General features: G+C 52.5%; 19 protein-coding genes and 1 pseudogene. 12 read left to right on the top strand and 8 right to left on the bottom strand.

The features are described from left to right. The 3 genes and pseudogenes from GOX88_RS22500 to GOX88_RS22490 all read left to right on the top strand — a co-directional run. A pseudogene (locus GOX88_RS22500) lies at positions 1-74 on the top strand (electron transfer flavoprotein subunit alpha); the annotation flags it as partial. A gap of 128 nt (positions 75-202) precedes the next feature. After that, a complete protein-coding gene (locus GOX88_RS22495) occupies positions 203-1015 on the top strand; it encodes an enoyl-CoA hydratase/isomerase family protein (RefSeq protein ID WP_170407436.1) in 813 nt (270 codons plus the stop codon). 46 nt (positions 1016-1061) lie between these two features. Further along, on the top strand, positions 1062-1823 hold the full coding sequence (locus tag GOX88_RS22490; protein WP_170407433.1) for a 3-hydroxyacyl-CoA dehydrogenase: 762 nt from the start codon (positions 1062-1064) through the stop codon (positions 1821-1823). Between the two features lie 39 nt (positions 1824-1862). Here the strand turns inward: GOX88_RS22490 and GOX88_RS22485 are convergent, their stop codons facing one another. Then, a complete protein-coding gene (locus GOX88_RS22485; protein ID WP_170407430.1) occupies positions 1863-2498 on the bottom strand; it encodes a TetR/AcrR family transcriptional regulator in 636 nt (211 codons plus the stop codon). A gap of 165 nt (positions 2499-2663) precedes the next feature. Between GOX88_RS22485 and GOX88_RS22480 the strand changes: the two genes are divergently transcribed. From GOX88_RS22480 to GOX88_RS22445, 8 genes are all read left to right on the top strand, one after another. Continuing rightward, on the top strand, positions 2664-4058 hold the full coding sequence (locus GOX88_RS22480; protein ID WP_170407427.1) for an aminotransferase: 1395 nt from the start codon (positions 2664-2666) through the stop codon (positions 4056-4058). After that, positions 4055-5074: an agmatine deiminase family protein gene (locus GOX88_RS22475; protein ID WP_170407424.1), complete on the top strand. Its 1020-nt coding sequence runs from the start codon at positions 4055-4057 to the stop codon at positions 5072-5074. Before GOX88_RS22480 ends, GOX88_RS22475 begins: the two co-directional genes overlap by 4 nt. Then, positions 5007-5948, top strand: a complete 942-nt coding sequence (aguB, locus tag GOX88_RS22470) for an N-carbamoylputrescine amidase (protein WP_254443405.1) — start codon at positions 5007-5009, stop codon at positions 5946-5948. Before GOX88_RS22475 ends, aguB begins: the two co-directional genes overlap by 68 nt. 27 nt (positions 5949-5975) lie before the next feature. Continuing rightward, positions 5976-6836, top strand: a complete 861-nt coding sequence (locus GOX88_RS22465; protein ID WP_170407418.1) for an ABC transporter permease — start codon at positions 5976-5978, stop codon at positions 6834-6836. Further along, positions 6833-7651, top strand: a complete 819-nt coding sequence (locus GOX88_RS22460) for an ABC transporter permease (protein ID WP_170407415.1) — start codon at positions 6833-6835, stop codon at positions 7649-7651. The genes GOX88_RS22465 and GOX88_RS22460 overlap by 4 nt, the downstream gene beginning before the upstream one ends. 11 nt (positions 7652-7662) lie before the next feature. Beyond that, positions 7663-8757: an ABC transporter ATP-binding protein gene (locus GOX88_RS22455; protein ID WP_170407412.1), complete on the top strand. Its 1095-nt coding sequence runs from the start codon at positions 7663-7665 to the stop codon at positions 8755-8757. Further along, positions 8723-9826, top strand: coding sequence for an extracellular solute-binding protein (locus GOX88_RS22450; RefSeq protein WP_367648098.1), 1104 nt, complete (start codon positions 8723-8725; stop codon positions 9824-9826). The genes GOX88_RS22455 and GOX88_RS22450 overlap by 35 nt, the downstream gene beginning before the upstream one ends. 73 nt (positions 9827-9899) lie before the next feature. Beyond that, complete coding sequence (locus GOX88_RS22445) at positions 9900-10937, top strand: agmatine deiminase family protein (protein WP_170407409.1); 1038 nt, start codon at positions 9900-9902, stop codon at positions 10935-10937. Positions 10938-11213: 276 nt separating this feature from the next. Here GOX88_RS22445 and GOX88_RS22440 read toward each other — a convergent pair whose 3' ends face one another. The 3 genes from GOX88_RS22440 to GOX88_RS22430 are packed head-to-tail and all read right to left on the bottom strand — an operon-like array spanning position 11214 to position 12391. Beyond that, positions 11214-11528, bottom strand: coding sequence for a monooxygenase (locus GOX88_RS22440; RefSeq protein WP_170407406.1), 315 nt, complete (start codon positions 11526-11528; stop codon positions 11214-11216). A 30-nt stretch (positions 11529-11558) separates the two neighbouring features. Further along, positions 11559-11936 (bottom strand): hypothetical protein, encoded by a 378-nt coding sequence (locus tag GOX88_RS22435; RefSeq protein WP_170407403.1) that lies wholly within the window; start codon positions 11934-11936, stop codon positions 11559-11561. Between the two features lie 11 nt (positions 11937-11947). Then, complete coding sequence (locus GOX88_RS22430; RefSeq protein ID WP_170407400.1) at positions 11948-12391, bottom strand: MarR family winged helix-turn-helix transcriptional regulator; 444 nt, start codon at positions 12389-12391, stop codon at positions 11948-11950. Positions 12392-12792: 401 nt separating this feature from the next. On the opposite strand from GOX88_RS22430, the gene GOX88_RS23825 reads away from it, so the two are divergent. Next, positions 12793-13119, top strand: coding sequence for an alpha/beta fold hydrolase (locus GOX88_RS23825; protein ID WP_367648099.1), 327 nt, complete (start codon positions 12793-12795; stop codon positions 13117-13119). A gap of 184 nt (positions 13120-13303) precedes the next feature. On the opposite strand, the gene GOX88_RS22420 is transcribed toward GOX88_RS23825, so the two are convergent. From GOX88_RS22420 to GOX88_RS22405, 4 genes are all read right to left on the bottom strand, one after another. Continuing rightward, positions 13304-14668, bottom strand: coding sequence for a sensor histidine kinase (locus GOX88_RS22420; protein WP_170407394.1), 1365 nt, complete (start codon positions 14666-14668; stop codon positions 13304-13306). Positions 14669-15193: 525 nt separating this feature from the next. Beyond that, positions 15194-15517, bottom strand: coding sequence for a hypothetical protein (locus tag GOX88_RS22415; protein WP_170407391.1), 324 nt, complete (start codon positions 15515-15517; stop codon positions 15194-15196). A 92-nt stretch (positions 15518-15609) separates the two neighbouring features. After that, positions 15610-16980 carry a sensor histidine kinase gene (locus GOX88_RS22410; RefSeq protein WP_170407388.1) on the bottom strand — a complete coding sequence of 457 codons (1371 nt, stop codon included), beginning with the start codon at positions 16978-16980 and terminating at the stop codon, positions 15610-15612. Then, positions 16967-17644: a response regulator gene (locus tag GOX88_RS22405; RefSeq protein ID WP_170407385.1), complete on the bottom strand. Its 678-nt coding sequence runs from the start codon at positions 17642-17644 to the stop codon at positions 16967-16969. Before GOX88_RS22405 ends, GOX88_RS22410 begins: the two co-directional genes overlap by 14 nt. Positions 17645-17690: the final 46 nt, after the last annotated feature.

Here is a 17690-nt window from a genome sequence, read left to right as displayed (position 1 = left end):
TCCAGGTCGCCGACTTCGGACTGGTCGCAGACCTGTTCCAGGCCGTCCCGGAACTGACCGAGAAACTCGGCTGAGAAACGCGCATGTAATGCGCGGGGTTCGGTGGCGCCACTCCTCTCCCTCCGTCGCCACCGAACCCGAAATGGAATGGCTTCCAGATCAAATCCCGAACGAGGCCCAATGCTGCGGAGAAAGTGAATTGATGACACGGAAACTCTTGGATGTGACCAGCAAGGATGGCGTCGCGGAAATGCGGTTGAACAATCCCGAGAGAATGAACACGCTTGGGTCCGACATGACCAGAGCGTTTCTGGAGGCAACGGCTGGTCTTGTAGAAGACCGGAGCATTCGTGTCATCATCCTGTCCGGAGAGGGCAGGTGTTTTTCGGCCGGAGGTGATCTTGCGGAATTGCACGGAGCAGAGGACAAAGAGCGAGCCGCGCACCGGGTCATTCGCCCAATACATAAAGCACTTATCCTGCTTGCGAACACGTCCAAGATCGTTGTCGCAAGTGTTCAAGGCCCTGTTTCCGGCGCTGGCTTCTCTATCGCATTGGGGTCCGATCTGTGTGTTGCTGCAAGCGATGCGATTTTCAACCTGGCTTACCTGAAAGTCGCCGTCCCTCCAGATTGTGGTGCGAGTTGGAATCTGCCCAGGTTGGTCGGAACACGAAGGGCGTTCGAGTTGGCGTTGCTGTCAAACTCGATTGACTCGCAAAAGGCCTTGGAACTTGGTTTGGTGAATCGTGTGGTCGACCCCGAAAGCCTTACTTCAGAAACTTGGGCACTAGCCAAAAAAATTGCTGAAGGTCCGGCTACTGCACAAGGGATGTTGAAACGCCTGATGCAGGGTAGCTGGCCAAACAGCTTTTCCGAGCAGCTTGCCGATGAAGAGCTGGCGTTTTCCAAGTGTGTCGCGGGACCAGATTTCAAAGAAGCGGCGTCAGCTTTCTTCGAGAAGCGCTCCCCGAAATTCTCAAGCAAAAAAGAACTGACCTTTATGACCGATCACTGATTGGGTCAACTCTTGCTGAAAATACAATGAGGAAAAGGAAAACTTCATGAAGCTCAATGAAACAACTGCCATCGTCACCGGAGGCGCTTCCGGTCTCGGGGAAGCCTGTGCCCGCCGGATCGTCGAAAATGGAGGTCGGGTGGGTGTCTTGGATCTGAACCATGCCGGTGGTGAGGCTCTTGCAGAAGAGCTGGGACAAGCGGCAGTGTTTGTGCCAACAAATGTCACCTCAGCCGATGATGTCACTGTTGCTTTGGACGTCGTGGCAGCAGAGCTTGGACGCGTGAATGCCGTTGTCAATTGCGCGGGAATCGCGATTGCTCAAAAAACCTTGGGGAAAGACGGAGCACACTCGCTTGATGATTTCCGCAAGGTTCAGGAAATCAACCTGATCGGCAGTTTCAACGTGGCCAGATTAACCGCTGAGCGGATGCAATCGAACACCCCTAACGAAGACGGCGAGCGTGGGGTCATAATCAATACCGCATCTATCGCTGCATTTGATGGTCAGAAGGGGCAGTCAGCTTATGCCGCATCAAAAGGTGGCATTGCCAGCATGACGCTGCCCATGGCACGGGATCTTGCAGCCCACGGTATTCGCGTCAACACGATGGCGCCTGGCCTGTTCCTGACACCCATGATGGCCTCGCTCCCGGAAGCGGCTCAGGACGCTCTGGCGCAACAGCCGTTGTTTCCCAAGCGACTTGGCGATCCATCAGAAATTGCCGCGCTGGCCTGTTTCATGATCGAGAACGCCTATTTGAACGCCTCGATTATCCGTCTGGATGGCGGTGTACGCCTTCCCTAAGAACTTGCACATTGGGACGATTTGTACTTCTGCCGATGCCTAGAAATGGTTGGGGAAGAAACTTCGAACCACATAAAGACAGGTTTCTTCCGCCCGCTTGCGATCGAAGTGATCTGAATGAAGGTGGAAGTCTGTCCACATCCCTTCAAGAAGCGCTATAAGGCTATTGGCGGCCAGAGTTGCATCGGCATTCGCGTATTGCCCCTCCTCGATCAGTTGCGTGCAAATAACGAGGATGCCCGCGCGAAATCCTTCATCACGGGAATCAATGTACTTTCCATATTCCGGGTGAGAGGCTACTTCAGAGCGAAATGCGAACCAGATGGCAACGTCGCGGGCGTTCAAAACCTCTTCCGACAAGTCAGTAGTAATGATGCCTCGAAGCTTTTCCGCTGGAGAAAGTTCCGGATCCTTTACGACGTGCTCCCAGTGTTCCGCGTAATGTCGCGAGAGGTCTTGGGCAACCGCCAGAAGCAGGTTTTCCTTTGTTTCGAAATGAAGGTTTATCATTCCACGGGATAGTCCGGATTCCTTTTGAATATTGGCAATTGTGGCGCCACGAAAGCCGTATTTGAAAATGGCATTTGCCGCACTGTCGAGGAGATGGCGTCGGTTTTTCGATTTGCCCAGTTCCCGTGTGTTCAGCAAGCTGTCCGTTTGATCGAGCTTGTCCATATTTTCGCGAGTCCCTCTTCCACAAGCCAGCAATCCTATGTCGTACAAATTTGGATGTTACTGATCAAGTTTCAGATATGCAATGAATGAACGTATGTACATTTTTATTGACTCACGATGAACGATCATTCATTTTGAAATGGAGACAACATAAGGATTCGATCCATGACGCTGTTGAACACCGATTTCCAAACGGTTCGTGGCTGGGACAACCAGAACTTCGTTCACCCCTGGGAGGGAATGGAATACATTGGAAAGAACGAGAGAACTTTCACCGAAGGTGGTGAGGGTATCTATGTTACTACCGAAACTGGCGAGCGTTTAATTGATGGTCCAGCGGGCATGTGGTGTGTTCAGGTGGGCTACGGCAATTCCGAAATTGCCGAAGCCATGGCCAAACAAGCTATGGAGATGGCCTATTTCTCGCCATTCAACAATGCCAACTCGGTGCCATCCAGGCTTGCTCATGAAATCGCCAAGCGTACCCCTGGTGACCTGAACCACGTGTTTTTTACCACCGGCGGATCGACTGCGGTGGATTCAGCACTTCGTTTTATCCAATTCCGCAACAATGTGATGGGGCGTCCCGAGAAAAAGATCGTGATTTCGCGCCAGAAGGCCTATCATGGCTCGACCTATCTGGCCGCTTCGATGAGCGGAAAGGAGCGAGACAAGGGATGGCTGGACCAAGCCTCGCACCTGACCCACTTCCTTCCCAACGTGAACCCCTATGTTAGGCCTGAAGGCCAGAGCGTTGAGGCATTTCTGGACGAAAAGATTGCCGATCTTGAGAACGCGATCATCACCATAGGAGCTGATAAGGTCGCAGCCTTTATTGCCGAGCCAATCTTGTGTTCGGGTGGCGTAATCGTGCCGCCTGCCGGCTACCATAAGCGCTGCCTCGAAGTCTGCCGCAAGCATGATGTGCTCTATATTTCGGATGAAGTAGTCACCGGATTTGGGCGTCTTGGTCATTGGTTTGCGTCCGAAGAAGTGTTTGACATCGTGCCGGACATCATCACTTGCGCCAAAGGCATGACCTCTGGCTATGTTCCGATGGGGGCCTGTATCATTTCCGATCGCTTGATCGAGGACGTAGCCGGCGACAAGTCGCAAGGTGCGACCTTTTCCAACGGGTACACCTATTCGGGCCACCCGGTCAGCGCAGCTGCGGCGCTGAAAAACATCGAGATTATCGAGCGCGAGGGCATCCTTGAGCACGTGAGAAATGTTTCTCCCCATTTCGAAGCACGTCTCGGAGCCCTCGCCGACCTTCCTCTAGTTGGCGATGCGCGTGGCAAAGGGTTGGTCGGCTGTGTCGAGTGCGTGGCTGATGCTTCGGCTGAAGACGTGCTTGCACTCGATAAATCGGTTGGTGCGATGATTGATGCGCATTGTCAGGAGAATGGCCTGATCCTGCGCCCGATTATCAATATGTGCGTTTTTTCGCCACCACTGATCATCACCGACGGTCAGATCGACCAAATGTTCGACATTCTTGAGGATGGCATCCGCAAAACAACCGACGACCTCGTCAAACAGGGAGTTAAAATCGCATGAAACGTTATGTAATGCCACCCGAATGGGCCCCTCATACCCGCACCTGGATGGCATGGCCTTGCGCCGAGCTGACCTATGGCGAAACGCTGCCGCAGGCACGCAGGGAATATGCGGACGTTGCACTTGCCATTGCGCAGTTTGAGCCCTTGACCATGCTCTATGACCCTGAAAGCTGCGACGGTATCGACGCGCTCAAAGGTCAAAACAACATCGACCTCGTGGAATGTCCGCTGGATGACAGTTGGCTGCGCGACAATGGTCCGACCTTTGTGTTGGATGAGGACGGTGCATTAGCCGGTGTGGATTGGGTATTTGACGGTTGGGGCGGGGAATGGCCCCATGACAGGGATGCGAAGGTTGCCGCGCGGGTGATCGAGCTAGCCGGCGCCGAGCACAACGCGTCCGAAATGATCTACGAAGGCGGTGCGCTGAATATCGATGACAAGGGCACCTGCGTGGTGACGCGCCAGTGCTACGAACATCGCACACGGAATGGCGGCCCGACCCCGGAAGAATTTGAGAAAGAGCTGTGTGACCAGCTGGGGCTCTCCAAGGTAATCTGGCTGAACCGGACGCTGGAGAATGACTCAACCAACGGTCACGTTGACGTGGTGGCCGCCTTTGTGCCTGGCGGCATCCTGTGTCAGGTCAGCGCGGATCCAGAAGATTCGGACTATGAAAACCTGCTGGCTAATCGGGCTATTCTGGAATCCGAAACGGACGCAGAGGGCAATCCTCTCGTTATCCATCAGGTGACCTCGCCACCCGTTGATCGGAAGGCGGACGGCTCGCGTCGCTTCCTGTCATATATCAACTTCTACCTCGTGAATGGCGGTGTGATCGTCCCGCAATATGGTTTTCCGGAACACGACAAGGAAGCAATGGACGTTCTGGCAGGACTGTTCCCGGACCGGAAAGTCGTGGGCGTCATGACAAATACGATCGCGGATGGCGGCGGCAACATCCACTGCATCACCCAACAGCAACCGAAAGCTGGAGCATCTTCAAATGCGTAAAGTGACACTTGCCGCAACACAGATGAGCTGTTCCTGGGACAAGCAGGACAACATTGCCAAAGCCGAAGCGCTTGTTCGAGAGGCCGCAGGCAAGGGTGCGAATGTCATCCTGATTCAGGAATTGTTCGAAGCGCCCTATTTCTGCATCGAACAGGCCCACAAACACTTCGATCTGGCAACCGCAACTGAAGAAAACGTTGCCATCCGGCACTTTTCTTCGATTGCAAAAGAACTTGGTGTGGTTCTTCCCATCTCGTTCTTTGAGCGTGCCGGACAGAGTTATTTCAATTCGCTTGCGATGATCGACGCGGATGGTTCCGTGATGGGCATTTATCGCAAAGCCCATATTCCTAATGATGTCGCCTATCAGGAAAAACAGTTTTTTAGCCCCGGCGACACTGGTTTCAAAGTTTGGGACACAGCCTTCGGGCGCATCGGTGCGGCGATCTGCTGGGATCAATGGTTCCCCGAAGCGGCGCGATGCATGGTCCTGCAAGGGGCTGAAATGCTGCTTTACCCTACCGCGATCGGTTCAGAGCCCACCAAACCAGGTGCGGACTGCATTCCGCATTGGCAAACAGTTATGTGCGGCCATGCCGGGGCCAATCTGGTGCCAGTTTTGGCGTCGAACCGTGTTGGCGAAGAAGTGGCAACCGAAGATTCCACCCTGAGAATGGAGTTCTTTGGTGGTTCCTTTATTGCCGATCATTTCGGCCAAAAAATCGTCGAAGCCGAGCGGGAAGATGGTGTGGTTCTGACGGCCGAATTCGATCTTGATGAAATTGCCGAAACCCGTCGGTACTGGGGCGTTTTTCGTGACCGGCGTCCGGATCTCTACGGCGCGATTTCCACCTTTGATGGCCAAACGAAATAACTTGGTCTGCCTTGGGAGGAGGCCGAAATGATAGTAACAAAGGAAACGAAGACGGGACTATTGTTGTCGGCTCCTGCCACGCTCTATGTACTTCTTCTCATAGCCGCGCCAGTAGCGCTGACAATCGCCTATTCCTTCTGGACGCAGGATTTTGTCGAAGTGCGGCGAGAGTTCACCTGGGCAAACTATGCGGAAGTGTTTTCCGATCCGTTGTATCGCACCTTAATCTTCCGCTCGGTGCGTATCGCGGCCATGGTCACGTTTCTGACGGTGCTGCTTGCTTACCCGATAGCCTACTACATTGCCTTCAACGTAAAGAAGAGCAAGGCGCTGTGGTTGTTCCTGGTGACCATTCCGTTCTGGACCAGCTACCTGCTGCGCGTCTTCTCGTGGAAAATTGTCCTGGCCCAAAATGGTGTAGTAAATTCAGCGCTGCTTTCGCTTGGAATCATCGATGCGCCGCTCGACACACTGCTTTACAATTCAGAAGCCGTTGTCGTGACGTTGGCACATGCCTGGGCGCCATTCGCCATCCTCCCGATATTTGTTTCGTTGGAGAAGATCGATCGTAGCCTTCTGGAAGCCTCGAAAGACCTTGGTGAAGGTCCCGTGCGCAGTTTCCTACGCGTTACTCTTCCCCTTTCGATCCCGGGCATTGTCGGTGCTTGCCTGATCATTTTCATACCTACCGTTGGCGACTACGTAACTCCGGCGCTGGTTGGCGGGTCTGATGGTGCAATGGTTGCCAACATGATTCAGGTCCAGTTCGGAAAAGCCAACAACTGGCCGTTGGGTTCAGCATTGGCGCTGAGCGCAGTCGTTTGCGTGACCATCGCTGCCTGCATTGTTGTCGGTGCATTGAAACTTCTGGAAAGGAGCCTGAAATGAGCCTCGTCTCGACACTCACTTCGCGGATCGGTCGACTGCTGCCAATCTATGCGGTGCTCTATGTGGCGTTTCTTTATTTGCCCATCTTGCTCCTGCCCCTGTTTTCCTTCAACGATTCCAAGGTTCTTGGCTTTCCGCTGACAGGATTTACCACCAAATGGTATGGCAGCCTCGCAGAGCAGACGGCACTGTTCGATGCTTTGAAAAACAGTCTGATCGTCGCTATCCTTTCGGCGATCGTTGCCACAAGCCTGGGAACGCTGATCTCTCGGGCTATCGCCAAATACCGCTATCCGATGCGCCGGGTCAGCCACACCATCGTCATGGTGCCGTTGGTCATGCCGGAGATCATTATAGCGATTTCTTTGTTGATCCTGTTTCTCGGGATTGGTCTCGGCACGACCCTTTTCACGGTCATTCTTGCACATTCGCTCCTCACAATCCCATTTTGTGTCTCGATCATGACTTCAGCCTTCGGGCAATTCGACGATTCACTGGAAGAGGCAGCGATTGACCTGGGTGAAGGCACTTGGGGTGCCCTGAGGCGTGTAACATTGCCGGTGGTCGCACCCGGTATCATCTCATGTTTGCTGATCAGCTTCACAGTCTCGTTTGACGAATTCATCCTGGCGTTCTTTCTGTCGGGCAACAGCCCAACGCTTCCAGTCTATATTTGGAGCCAGGTGCGCTTCCCGGCAAAGCTGCCCAACGTCATTGCGCTTGGTTCGCTTCTAATCCTCGTTTCCGTGCTGTTCCTGCTTGTGGCCGAGCATTTCCGCCGCCGCAGTGCACGTCTCACCACCAAGTCAGAATAGGACACTATGACATGGATACCCCAATCGCTGTAAATATCGCGGATGTCAGCAAGTCATTTGGCCAGTTCGAAGCTGTCAAGAATGTGGACCTGCAACTGAAACAGGGAGAGTTCTTTTCTCTTCTTGGGCCCTCTGGTTGCGGCAAATCCACCCTGCTGAGGATGATTGCCGGCTTCGAAGATCCGACTGAGGGATCGATCACCATCGACGGGCGCGAGATGAAGGGCATCGAAGCCAACCACCGACCTACCAACATGGTGTTTCAGAGCTATGCAATCTTTCCCCATCTCAATGTTGAAGAGAACATTGTGTTCGGATTGGCCCGCTCTGGACTGAACAAGGGCGAAAAACGCGCCAAAGCCAATGAAATGCTCGAAAAAGTTGGGCTTGCCGGGTTGGGGCGCCGAGGGGCGCACGAACTTTCGGGTGGTCAGAGGCAGCGGGTTGCTCTTGCACGGGCGTTGGTTCTGGAACCGAAAGTCCTGTTGTTAGACGAACCGATGTCTGCTCTGGACAAGAAACTGCGTGAGCAGATGCAAATGGAGTTGCGGGCACTTCAGCGATCCGTTGGGATCACCTTCCTCATGGTGACCCATGACCAGCACGAAGCGATGACGATTTCGGATCGGTGCGGCGTGATGTTTGGCGGCAAACTTGCACAGGTTGATGCGCCGGAAATTCTTTATCAAGCGCCACGCACCAAACAAGTCGCGGACTTTATCGGGGGTATGAATTTCATCGAAGGTCAAATCGGCGCGCACGAGGGTGGATCTCTGGAGATCGATCTTCCAGTCTTCGGCAAAGTTTCTGTCGACGAACACGGGGTGTCAGAAAGGGCAGGGGCTCCGATTACGATCGGATTGCGCCCGGAACGCATTCACGTCGAGAAAAACCGTCCTGAAGGTGCCGATGTTTTTGCTGAAGCAGAAGTGGTTGATCGGGCCTTCTATGGCGAAACCATACATTACTATCTCGCTCTCAATGGACGCAAGGATCCGATCATAGCGTCTATCACCAACTTCGAACGCCGTGAACATTTTGAGATTGGCGAAAAGGTTTGGTCGGGTTTCCGTGGCGCTGCCGCAGTCGCCTTGCCGCAGGACTAAAATCACCAGTGGAGGAAATATGATGAAAGTAACTTCTATTGCGCTCGGAGCGACGTTTGCAAGCCTACTGTCAGGTACTGCCATGGCCGAGCAAATCACGGTCTTTGATTGGTCGGGCTACGACGATCCTGGCTTTTTCGGTGCGTATGTCGAAAAATATGGTGAGGCTCCGAACTTCTCTTTCTTTGCTGATGACCACGAGGGCTTTAACAAGCTGCGCTCGGGTTTCAAGGCTGATCTGGCGCACCCATGTACCAGCGTAATCGGGAAAATGCGGGCAACCGACATGCTCTCTCCGATTGACGTGTCGCGGCTTGAAGCCTGGGGTGATCTGCTGCCGACGCTTGCCAACTTGCCTTTCGTCTCAGCTGATGGTCAGGTGTGGATGCTGCCGTTTGATTGGGGCAATACCGGTCTGGTCTATCGTACAGATCTGGTAACAGGTGATATCAACCTTCAGACGCTTGCGGATCCGGCCATGGCCGGAAAAATCTCGTTGCCCGACGCAGTTGAGGATGCCTATGCTCTGGCCGCATTGGCCGTTGGCGTTAGCGACTGGAGCCAGATGACCGATGAGAAATTCCAGGAAGCCTCGGACTTCCTGCGTGCGGTCCACACGAACGTGCGTTTCTATTGGAGCGACCAGGGACAACTGGATGCGGCCATCAAGTCGGGCGAGATTCATGCTGCCTGGGCCTGGAATGCAACCGAACTGGCGATGATCTTTGATGAAATTCCCGCCAAGATGATCCGAGACCCCGAGGTCGGCGTGGCCAGCTGGGCCTGCGGCTACGTGCACCTGAACAATGGGGAAGGCGGTGATGAAGAAGTCTATGATTTCCTTAATGCGCTGTCATCTGCCGAAAGCGGCAAATACTTGATCGAGTCCTGGGGCTACGCCCACGCTAACGCAAAGTCATATGAAATCGCAGATCAGGATGCGGTGGCGGCGTATGGCTATTCCGACCCCGAAGGGTTCATGGCGTCGAGCTTGTTCGGCTTTAATCCGTCGCAGGAAATTGCCGCGAAAATGCTGAAGGAGTTCGAGCGGATCAAAGCTGGCTTCTGAATTATTTCAGACTGTTTTTTGCGGCGGCCACTCGGGCCGCCGCTTCTCGTACCAAACATAACAGGAGACGATCATGGTACACACTCCATTCTCAGACGGTTTCCGCATGCCTGCACGTTTCGCGCCCCACGCACGCACGTTTATTGGCTGGCCGACGGAACTGAGCTATCGGAGTGACCTGACACGCACGCGGGCGGAATACGCCGGTGTAATGCGGGCGGTGGCTGAGTTTGAGCCCGTAACCGTAATTGTTGATCCTGATGATGCCGATGGCGCTCGTACCGCTCTTGAGGGCTACGGCAACATCGAAATTCTGGAAGTCCCGATCAATGACGCCTGGCTCCGTGACAGTGGCTGGATCTTTGTGAAGAACGAGGACGATGAAGTTGCCTTGGTGCAGTTCCAGTTCAATGGGTGGGGCGGCAAGTTTGCCTGTGACAGGGATATGCGGGTGGCTGAGCACCTGGCCGGTCACTACGGCTTCAAGGTGTATAACGCTCCCTTTATCTGCGAGGGCGGCGGTATTACTGTTGATGGTGAGGGTACGTTGATCACCACAGAACAGGTGATGCTTAATGCCAATCGCTATAATGGGCTGTCGCGTGAGGATATTGAGGGCCATCTGAGAGATTACCTCGGCATCGAAAAGGTGATTTGGCTCGGATTGGGGCTTGTCGAGGACGAAGGCACAGATGGGCATGCCGACAACGTAGTGGAATATCTCGCACCCGGTGTTGTGTTGGCTCAGACAGTAAATGATCCAAAAAATCCGAACTACCAATTGTGCCAGGAAAACCTGCGCCGTCTCAAGGAAGCGACGGATGCCAAGGGCCGTAAGCTTGAAGTAATCGAGATGGAGCGACTGCCCTATACCGATCCCACGCATGGGGAACAGATGCCCGTTCCATACGTCAACGCCTATGCGATCAATGATGCCCTGATCACACCGATGCTGGGTGGACCGGACGACGAATCCGCACGATCGGTACTGGCAAAACTGTTCCCGGGTCGCAAGATTGTCGGTGTCGACAGCACGTTCATCGCGCTTGATGGTGGTGGGGTCGGCTGCATCACCCAGCAACAACCGGCAGGACCATTGGCCGTGCGGTAACGCTCCGTCTATTTTGCATGAGCTCTTAAGGCGGCTTGATGTCGCCTTGAGGCTTTGGATTCCGCACTTAGGCATCCCTTTGATGCTTATTGCTCGAGAAATGCGATGTGCGGCAAGACTGATCGTTAGATCTTTGTACTCACAGACGATTTCGGACCTGCGATAAAAGCCCGTTGCTGCCGTCGACTAAGCTTCGGTCCTTTGCATGTGCGGCACGTTGAGAACCGTGTAAACCGGACATCAACGTTTAGCGTGCCAATGTCCGGTCATTGCTCGTCAGCCTTCAAGCGGGGCTTTGTTGATGCGACTGACCTCCTCCATAATGTCGAAAACATGGTCGGCGGTCACTGTGATCCCTATCGCTTCCAGCCGCTTCAGGTGCATACTTTTATAGCTTTCCAGGTATTCGCGGTTCCGAAACAGGTATGTGGACCCATAGTGATTGGTGCCATCTTCGACAGTCCAGATTTTCCAGATTATTCCGGGCTCCTCCGCGATACTCTTGGCAAGCTGCTCAGTTCCTGCGATAAATTCTTCGGTGATCGGACCATCATAGGTCATATGCAGGTCCCAGATCTTCAGCGTACTCATGTTCAGTTTCCTTTGTGAGTTTGAGAAGGTTCAGCGGTTTTTTCCGAGCTGGAAGAAGCACAAGACCGCAAGCAAGGCGAAGAAGAGGGGGTCAGACCAACCAAACCCGGTGAAAACCCCTGTCAGGCAGGCATAAAGCGTGATGAGGACGCCAAGTAGATTGGTCCACATCAATCCCGTAAGAATGGCGAGAGCGGCTTCACTGCCGTGTTCAACGTCCCGAAACAGGAAGCTGATGATCCCAATACCGCACAGAAATATCGAGTTATGCTGTGACAGGAACACAGCGTATTGGTCGTTTAATTGCAGGCCGTAGTTCGGCCAGAGGATGGCCGGGGCAAAGAACAGCGCGAGCGCGAAAAACATGTAAATCACGCCATGCACGGTCAGGAATGTTTTGTTGGGCATGTTACGACTTTCTAAGGTTGAGGCAGTTTTTTTCGGAGTTGGTTGAGTGTCTTGATCGTCTGGCGTTTGTCCTGCACGCTGAGACCACCAAAAATCTGTTCCAGAGCTTGATTGTGGAGTGGCCGAAATTCGGCCACTTTTTGGCGCCCGGCTGCGGTCAGTAACAGAACACGCGCCCGTCTGTCGGTTTCATCGACACTCTTTTCCACCCATCCGGCTTGAATCAGGTTTTTGACAACCACATCCAGATTGCCGGATGTAGACAGTGTCAGCTGCATCAGATCGTTAATTGAAAGCGGACCCTTGTTGCTAAGTGTCTCCAGAGCGTCCCATTGCGGTGCGGTCAGGCCTGCCGAACGAAACGCTGATACCATGGCGCGCATGAACAATTGCTGACTGCGCAGCAGGGCCAGCACTAGCGCTTGATTTTCTCGGGTGTGATTTTCGTGCTTCATATCGCGTGATATATCCCTAATTAGGGATAATTCAAGTGCGCCCCTGAATTTGACCTAAACCGGGCACTTGCACAATGTGCAGCGATCTCAAACAGGTCTTTAGAGCCCTATCCGGCCGTTCACCAACTTTTAGGGCTTCGCACGTGTAGCAGGTAGTGAACTGAACATTCTGGACGTTCAAAACCTGTTGGTAAATAGCCGTTGAGCAGACAAACCCGCCGTTCGTGTTTGCCGCCACTGTGTCCGTAGGCAATCCAAATCCAGACATGCGCCGATCCGAGAACTTTTGATAGCATTGCTGGATTTCGCAGTTATTTGGGAACTACTGAGGCCATGGATTGCGGCTTCGATCCAATAGAAGTGTTTTGTTCTCAATCGGCAATTCGGTACTTTTACCCCTCGTGTTATCGGGAGTATCAGACTTGCGCCTTTCCGATGGCAGAACGCTTACCTTTGCGCAATATAGACCTACCAATGGAGTAGCTGTCGTTCACTCAAATGGGTCCGGCGGATCTCGGCTGGAATGGCCAGGTGACGAGGCAATGCTACACCGAATAGGTGTTCGCTTCATCTCGGTGGATCGACCTGGTCACGGCCATTCCGACCCAGATCCAGATAGAACACTGCAAGACTGGCCGAGCGATATCGCGGAACCGGCGGACCATCTGCGCCTCGACAGGTTCTATGTCGAAGGCTGGTCTGGGGGCGGCGCATATCGTTTGAGCTGAATACTTCGTTTGTGGATCCGTCGGAGAGGTAGCACCAGTGAAGAGGCCTACGATTTGTGGAGGGTCGAATACCCTTGCTCCGGTTCCTGAGCGATCTCAGGACTTGAAAAAAAGACTCTCACAGAGTTTTCTTGCCCATTCTGTGCAAGAGAACGCAGCACGCCAAACAATATTTGATAAGCCGCTACGCAACTTCAAATTGAATAGAAACTGCCAACCCAGGTGAATTGTTTGTAGCCGTCAAGAGCGCTGAATGATGGTCTGCAATTGCCTTCACCAGTGCTAAACCCAAACCATTGCCAACACTGCTTCGCTCGCTTTCAAGCTTATAAAACGGAACAAAAAGCTTACCCAGTGTGTTTTCGGGAACGCCGGGGCCATCGTCAACAACCGAGAGCGTAATGGTGTTTTCATCTTGTTCAACGGTCAGGCGAACATTGGAATGTTGCGGGCAGTGATCGATTGAGTTCTGCAAAAGGTTTGCACAAAGCTGTTTCAGCATACCTTCATCGCCTTCGATTAGTGTACGTCCTGACGGGTTCTCTACAAAACTGAGACTTTGGCCCTTAACTTCCGCAAGTGGTATCATGTTCTCAACTGCTTCTCGACCCAGTCTGTTCAAATTCAGATAGCTGAAAGCTTTGGGACTGTTACCTTCTTCGATACGGTTGATCCGTAAAACTGTTTCGAAGGTCCATTTGAGACGATCAAGTTCAGATTGAATTTTGTCAATCGGCTCTAAAGATTGACCATCTGATTGTAGGGAATCCTTCGCTTCCTGGAGCGCGATATAAGCATGAGTGAGCGGGTTTTTCAGATCATGCGCAATGGCGGCAGCGGCCGATCGAGTCGTTGACATCAATGCTGTCAGGTTGTCGAGATGGCCGTTCATCAGCCGTGCAACCCGGTCTATCTGATCGTTGTTTTTGCCGACTGAAAGCCTCGCTTTTACTTCACCTTTAGAGACTTTGTTCAGCGTCTTCGCAATTTGATCGAGTTTGCGATATGTCCTTATGCTGGAGACGTACCCAACTAACAAAGTGCACAACGTTGCTCCAAATCCGATTGCGACCAAGGACCATGCCAACGAACGAAGTGTGCTTTTCACAAATGCAAGATCGCGACCAACCACGATTACAAAGCCACGGTAGGTTTGCACATTTACCCGATGGATACGTTTTTCACCGCCCAGATTTATGCCGTCATCTTCAATTTCTCCCCAACCTCGAAAGGAGGGGTAATTATCGATGTTTCCAGCCAGACGCGTCCCTTGGCTATCGAACAGGCCGATCAAACTGGTGTCGAACGGCAACCAGAGGGTCGCATCATCGATCGCTTGTACGACATCGGAATCGTTGTCGTTGTCGTCCAGAATTTCCTGAATGAAACGCATTTCGTCGATCAACAACGAGTCCATTTCCCGCTGCAGGTCGCCACGAATTCTTTCGAATGTCAAAAATGCCAATGCTGTAACGGAAAGCAGTATCACCACTGCTGCATATAACGCTGTGGTAAACGCTGCCCCAGATACTATGTTTGAGCGTTTCATTAGTCTTTTCATCCGGTGATAGTGAAGACCACATCCAGATTCGAAAAAACAAACCTATTCTGGCCAGCCAAGCGCGTGATCCGACGGTTGTACCTAATATTGGAATAAAAGTATGGGGAAATTGCCTGAGATTGTCGCACCACTGGTAATTTAGGCTCGGCGAAGTGCAAAAAGGTCGATGCACTGAGTTTTACGCGTATCTTGTTAGCTGAGCGTTTCCGCCCAATACAGCAACGAATAGACTGTAAGTTAGGGCGAATTTGCAGCGCCCCTTTCCGAGGGGGGTGGAAAGGAGCGCTGCTTTGGCTGAGGGACGCTTGCTTACGAGTGAGTGGCCCATGTTTTCACGGTACCGGTGACACCCTATAGGAGGGCTACGAGTGCTTCCTCAGCCGAGTGATTGGTTTTAGTTTCAACCCCGATGACATCTTCTGCAGCGCGTTCTTTCCAATGGGTTTTCATCAACCTTACATTTTTGAAAGGTTCTCGTATCTGGGCCCCTGATTAATAAGGGCTCCATGTCGATCACTCACCCTTTGTGCAATGCCCGTGGTCTTCGATTGATGAGGCCCCATGCGTGGATAACTCATAGGTCATAGTTGGAAAATGAAGCGCCAAGGTCCAGACTTCGTCGGGCTTGATGTGGATGAATGTCACGCCATCCAAACCGTGCGCAACGGAGGCCATGCCCTCTGTGTTCTTAACTATCAGGCGCGCTTCTGAGAGATCAGCTTCCTGAAAGATTTGAATGACTTCGCCATTTGTATCCGACGTGCATCGGAATTCTGTTTCGTCTGCAAACGCCGCAGCCGCAGGCAGGACTGCCGACAGGAATATTGCTTTCTTCATCGTTGTTCTTCCGTTCAAAATGTTGAGCCTTCAGGTTTGAGTTGTCCGAGAGTTGGTTGAAATTTAGAGCGGTATATGTCTTTCACTTGTATTCAGGCGGCGATGAGGGGCTTCCCGAAGCTCACGCAAACCCGCAAGCCTGGTTCGTTGCTCTCAGCGGTGACTATTGCGCCGTGCCGTATCGCGACGGCCTTCACAAGCGATAAGCCAAGTCCATTGCCAGCTTCGTTTCTTGCGCTGTCAGCTCGGAAAAAAGCTTCAAATATCTTGCTGATTTGAGGTTCCGGAACCCCAGGCCCGTTGTCCGCAACGACCAGTTCAATAGCTTCAGACTTGGCCGTAAGGGAAATACTGATCCAAGTTCCCGAGGGGCAATATCGAAGTGAGTTGTGCACAAGATTGACGAGCAGCTGTTTCAGCATGCTTTCGTCGCCTCGTATCAAAATCGTGTCGGCGTTGTATTCAGCCGAGATGTGTTTGCCCTCGTCGACCGCAACCGGATAGAAAGCCGCTGCAACTTTCTCAACGAGTGCACTCAAATTGACTGTTTTAAAGTTGTTTTGATGCCCGCCCGTCTCGATCTGAGACACTTTGAGTATTGTGTCGAAGACAGTTCTGATGCGCTTAAGGTTGCACTCTAAGTCGTTGAGGCTTGGTTTCGGATCGCCCCCATACTCAACTTCGCTGTGAACCTTCTGCAACGACATGAACCCGTTCGTTAATGGTACTCTCAAGTCGCGTGCAATTGCGACTGCAGTGGTTTGAGTGCTGTTGAGTAAATTCGAGATCCAGTCGAGACGCTGGTTAACTATTTGGAAAATCCGATCGAATTGATCACCTGTACCTGTGACCGGAAGACGAATAGCCGCGTTTTCTTGAAAAGACTGATCGAGAGTCCTCTCGATCCACTCGAGTTTCCGAAAGCTCTGAGAACTGAAGTAGTAACCAAGCCCCAAGACAGCGGCAGTTGTCGCAAGTGTTAGTAGCAACAACCCTTCCCAAAGCGTCGTCAAAGCCTGATTAAGTGAAGTCAGGCTGCGGGCGACGACTGTGCGAAATCCAAGATAATCCGACGTATGAAGCATATAGACAGGGAATGCTCCACCGATTTGAACAAAATCCGGATCGACCTCGTGCCAACCAATCTCGTCGGGCGATTTCGCAATTGATCCAGCAAGGGCTGTACCGTGCTGGTCGAACAATGCGATAATGTGAAGCTTGGTTCGATTGGGACTGTTCAAGTGTTCAATCGCTCGCTGAACTGCGTCTGCACCACCGTCCAGCAATATCTCATGAAGCAGGAGCTCTTCGTCGAGGATTTGTTGCTCAAGGTCAGAACGGAGCCGGTCTTCCAGCGCCAGATATGCAGCGTATCCGAAGACAGCAGTAATGATCCATACGATCAATGCTGCGAAACAAGCTGTCTGGAAGGGAGCGCCTGAGAGAATGCTAGCGCGGCCCATGAAGGCTGTATCCAACGTTTCGAGACGTGTGCAGAAGAGGCGTCTCAAAGGGTTTGTCGATCTTCGACCTCAGACGGCTGATATACGTCTCGATCACAGTCGAATTTGGATCGAAGTTGTAATCCCAGACTTGCTCCAGAAGCATGGTGCGTGTCACCACTCGCCCTGCGTTTCGCATCAAAACTTCCAACAGCGCAAATTCACGGGGCAGCAAGTCAATTGTAACATCCTGCCGCTTCACCATCCGGCTGAGCAGATCCATTGATAGATCGTGGACTTGAAGCTTAGTCGTCGAGACGCCGGATGGTTGTCGCCTGACAATGCTGTTCAAACGGGCCAGCAGTTCTGAAAAATGAAAAGGCTTGACCAAGTAGTCATCTGCACCTTCGGTCAAGCCCTCAACTCTGTCCTGAACGTCTCCTAAAGACGTGAGAAACAGAACTGGGGTTTGTTTCCGCGCAGCCCTTAGGGCCTTTAGAACGGAAAGACCATCCATTCCTGGCAACATACGGTCTAGGATGATGGCGTCACATTCATTGTACAAACAATATGATAGGGCATCCCGACCATCTTCGTACCACTCAACACTAAAACCGTTTGACCTTAGTCCAGAATTGACAAAGTCGGCAGTCTTTTTGTCGTCTTCTGCGACGAGTATTTTCATTTCAAGACCTCCGAATTAGTCAGTGGTTCCGCTTGTCGCAATTGCC

This window comes from Ruegeria arenilitoris, assembly GCF_013030985.1.
Lineage (GTDB): Bacteria > Pseudomonadota > Alphaproteobacteria > Rhodobacterales > Rhodobacteraceae > Ruegeria > Ruegeria arenilitoris_B.
Note: the sequence above shows the minus strand (reverse complement) of the source record. Positions and strands in the feature narration are given on the sequence as shown.

Bases quoted from the DNA above. Each gene is read 5' to 3' on its own strand.
- GOX88_RS22410 (WP_170407388.1), bottom strand. From the start codon at position 16,980: ATGGGCCGCGCTAGCATTCTCTCAGGCGCTCCCTTCCAGACAGCTTGT.
- GOX88_RS22465 (WP_170407418.1), top strand. From the start codon at position 5,976: ATGATAGTAACAAAGGAAACGAAGACGGGACTATTGTTGTCGGCTCCT.
- GOX88_RS22480 (WP_170407427.1), top strand. From the start codon at position 2,664: ATGACGCTGTTGAACACCGATTTCCAAACGGTTCGTGGCTGGGACAAC.
- aguB (WP_254443405.1), top strand. From the start codon at position 5,007: ATGGCGGCGGCAACATCCACTGCATCACCCAACAGCAACCGAAAGCTG.
- GOX88_RS22435 (WP_170407403.1), bottom strand. From the start codon at position 11,936: ATGCCCAACAAAACATTCCTGACCGTGCATGGCGTGATTTACATGTTT.
- GOX88_RS22440 (WP_170407406.1), bottom strand. From the start codon at position 11,528: ATGAGTACGCTGAAGATCTGGGACCTGCATATGACCTATGATGGTCCG.
- GOX88_RS22475 (WP_170407424.1), top strand. From the start codon at position 4,055: ATGAAACGTTATGTAATGCCACCCGAATGGGCCCCTCATACCCGCACC.
- GOX88_RS22405 (WP_170407385.1), bottom strand. From the start codon at position 17,644: ATGAAAATACTCGTCGCAGAAGACGACAAAAAGACTGCCGACTTTGTC.
- GOX88_RS22420 (WP_170407394.1), bottom strand. From the start codon at position 14,668: ATGAAACGCTCAAACATAGTATCTGGGGCAGCGTTTACCACAGCGTTA.
- GOX88_RS22495 (WP_170407436.1), top strand. From the start codon at position 203: ATGACACGGAAACTCTTGGATGTGACCAGCAAGGATGGCGTCGCGGAA.
- GOX88_RS22460 (WP_170407415.1), top strand. From the start codon at position 6,833: ATGAGCCTCGTCTCGACACTCACTTCGCGGATCGGTCGACTGCTGCCA.
- GOX88_RS22415 (WP_170407391.1), bottom strand. From the start codon at position 15,517: ATGAAGAAAGCAATATTCCTGTCGGCAGTCCTGCCTGCGGCTGCGGCG.
- GOX88_RS22455 (WP_170407412.1), top strand. From the start codon at position 7,663: ATGGATACCCCAATCGCTGTAAATATCGCGGATGTCAGCAAGTCATTT.
- GOX88_RS22485 (WP_170407430.1), bottom strand. From the start codon at position 2,498: ATGGACAAGCTCGATCAAACGGACAGCTTGCTGAACACACGGGAACTG.
- GOX88_RS22490 (WP_170407433.1), top strand. From the start codon at position 1,062: ATGAAGCTCAATGAAACAACTGCCATCGTCACCGGAGGCGCTTCCGGT.
- GOX88_RS22430 (WP_170407400.1), bottom strand. From the start codon at position 12,391: ATGAAGCACGAAAATCACACCCGAGAAAATCAAGCGCTAGTGCTGGCC.
- GOX88_RS22445 (WP_170407409.1), top strand. From the start codon at position 9,900: ATGGTACACACTCCATTCTCAGACGGTTTCCGCATGCCTGCACGTTTC.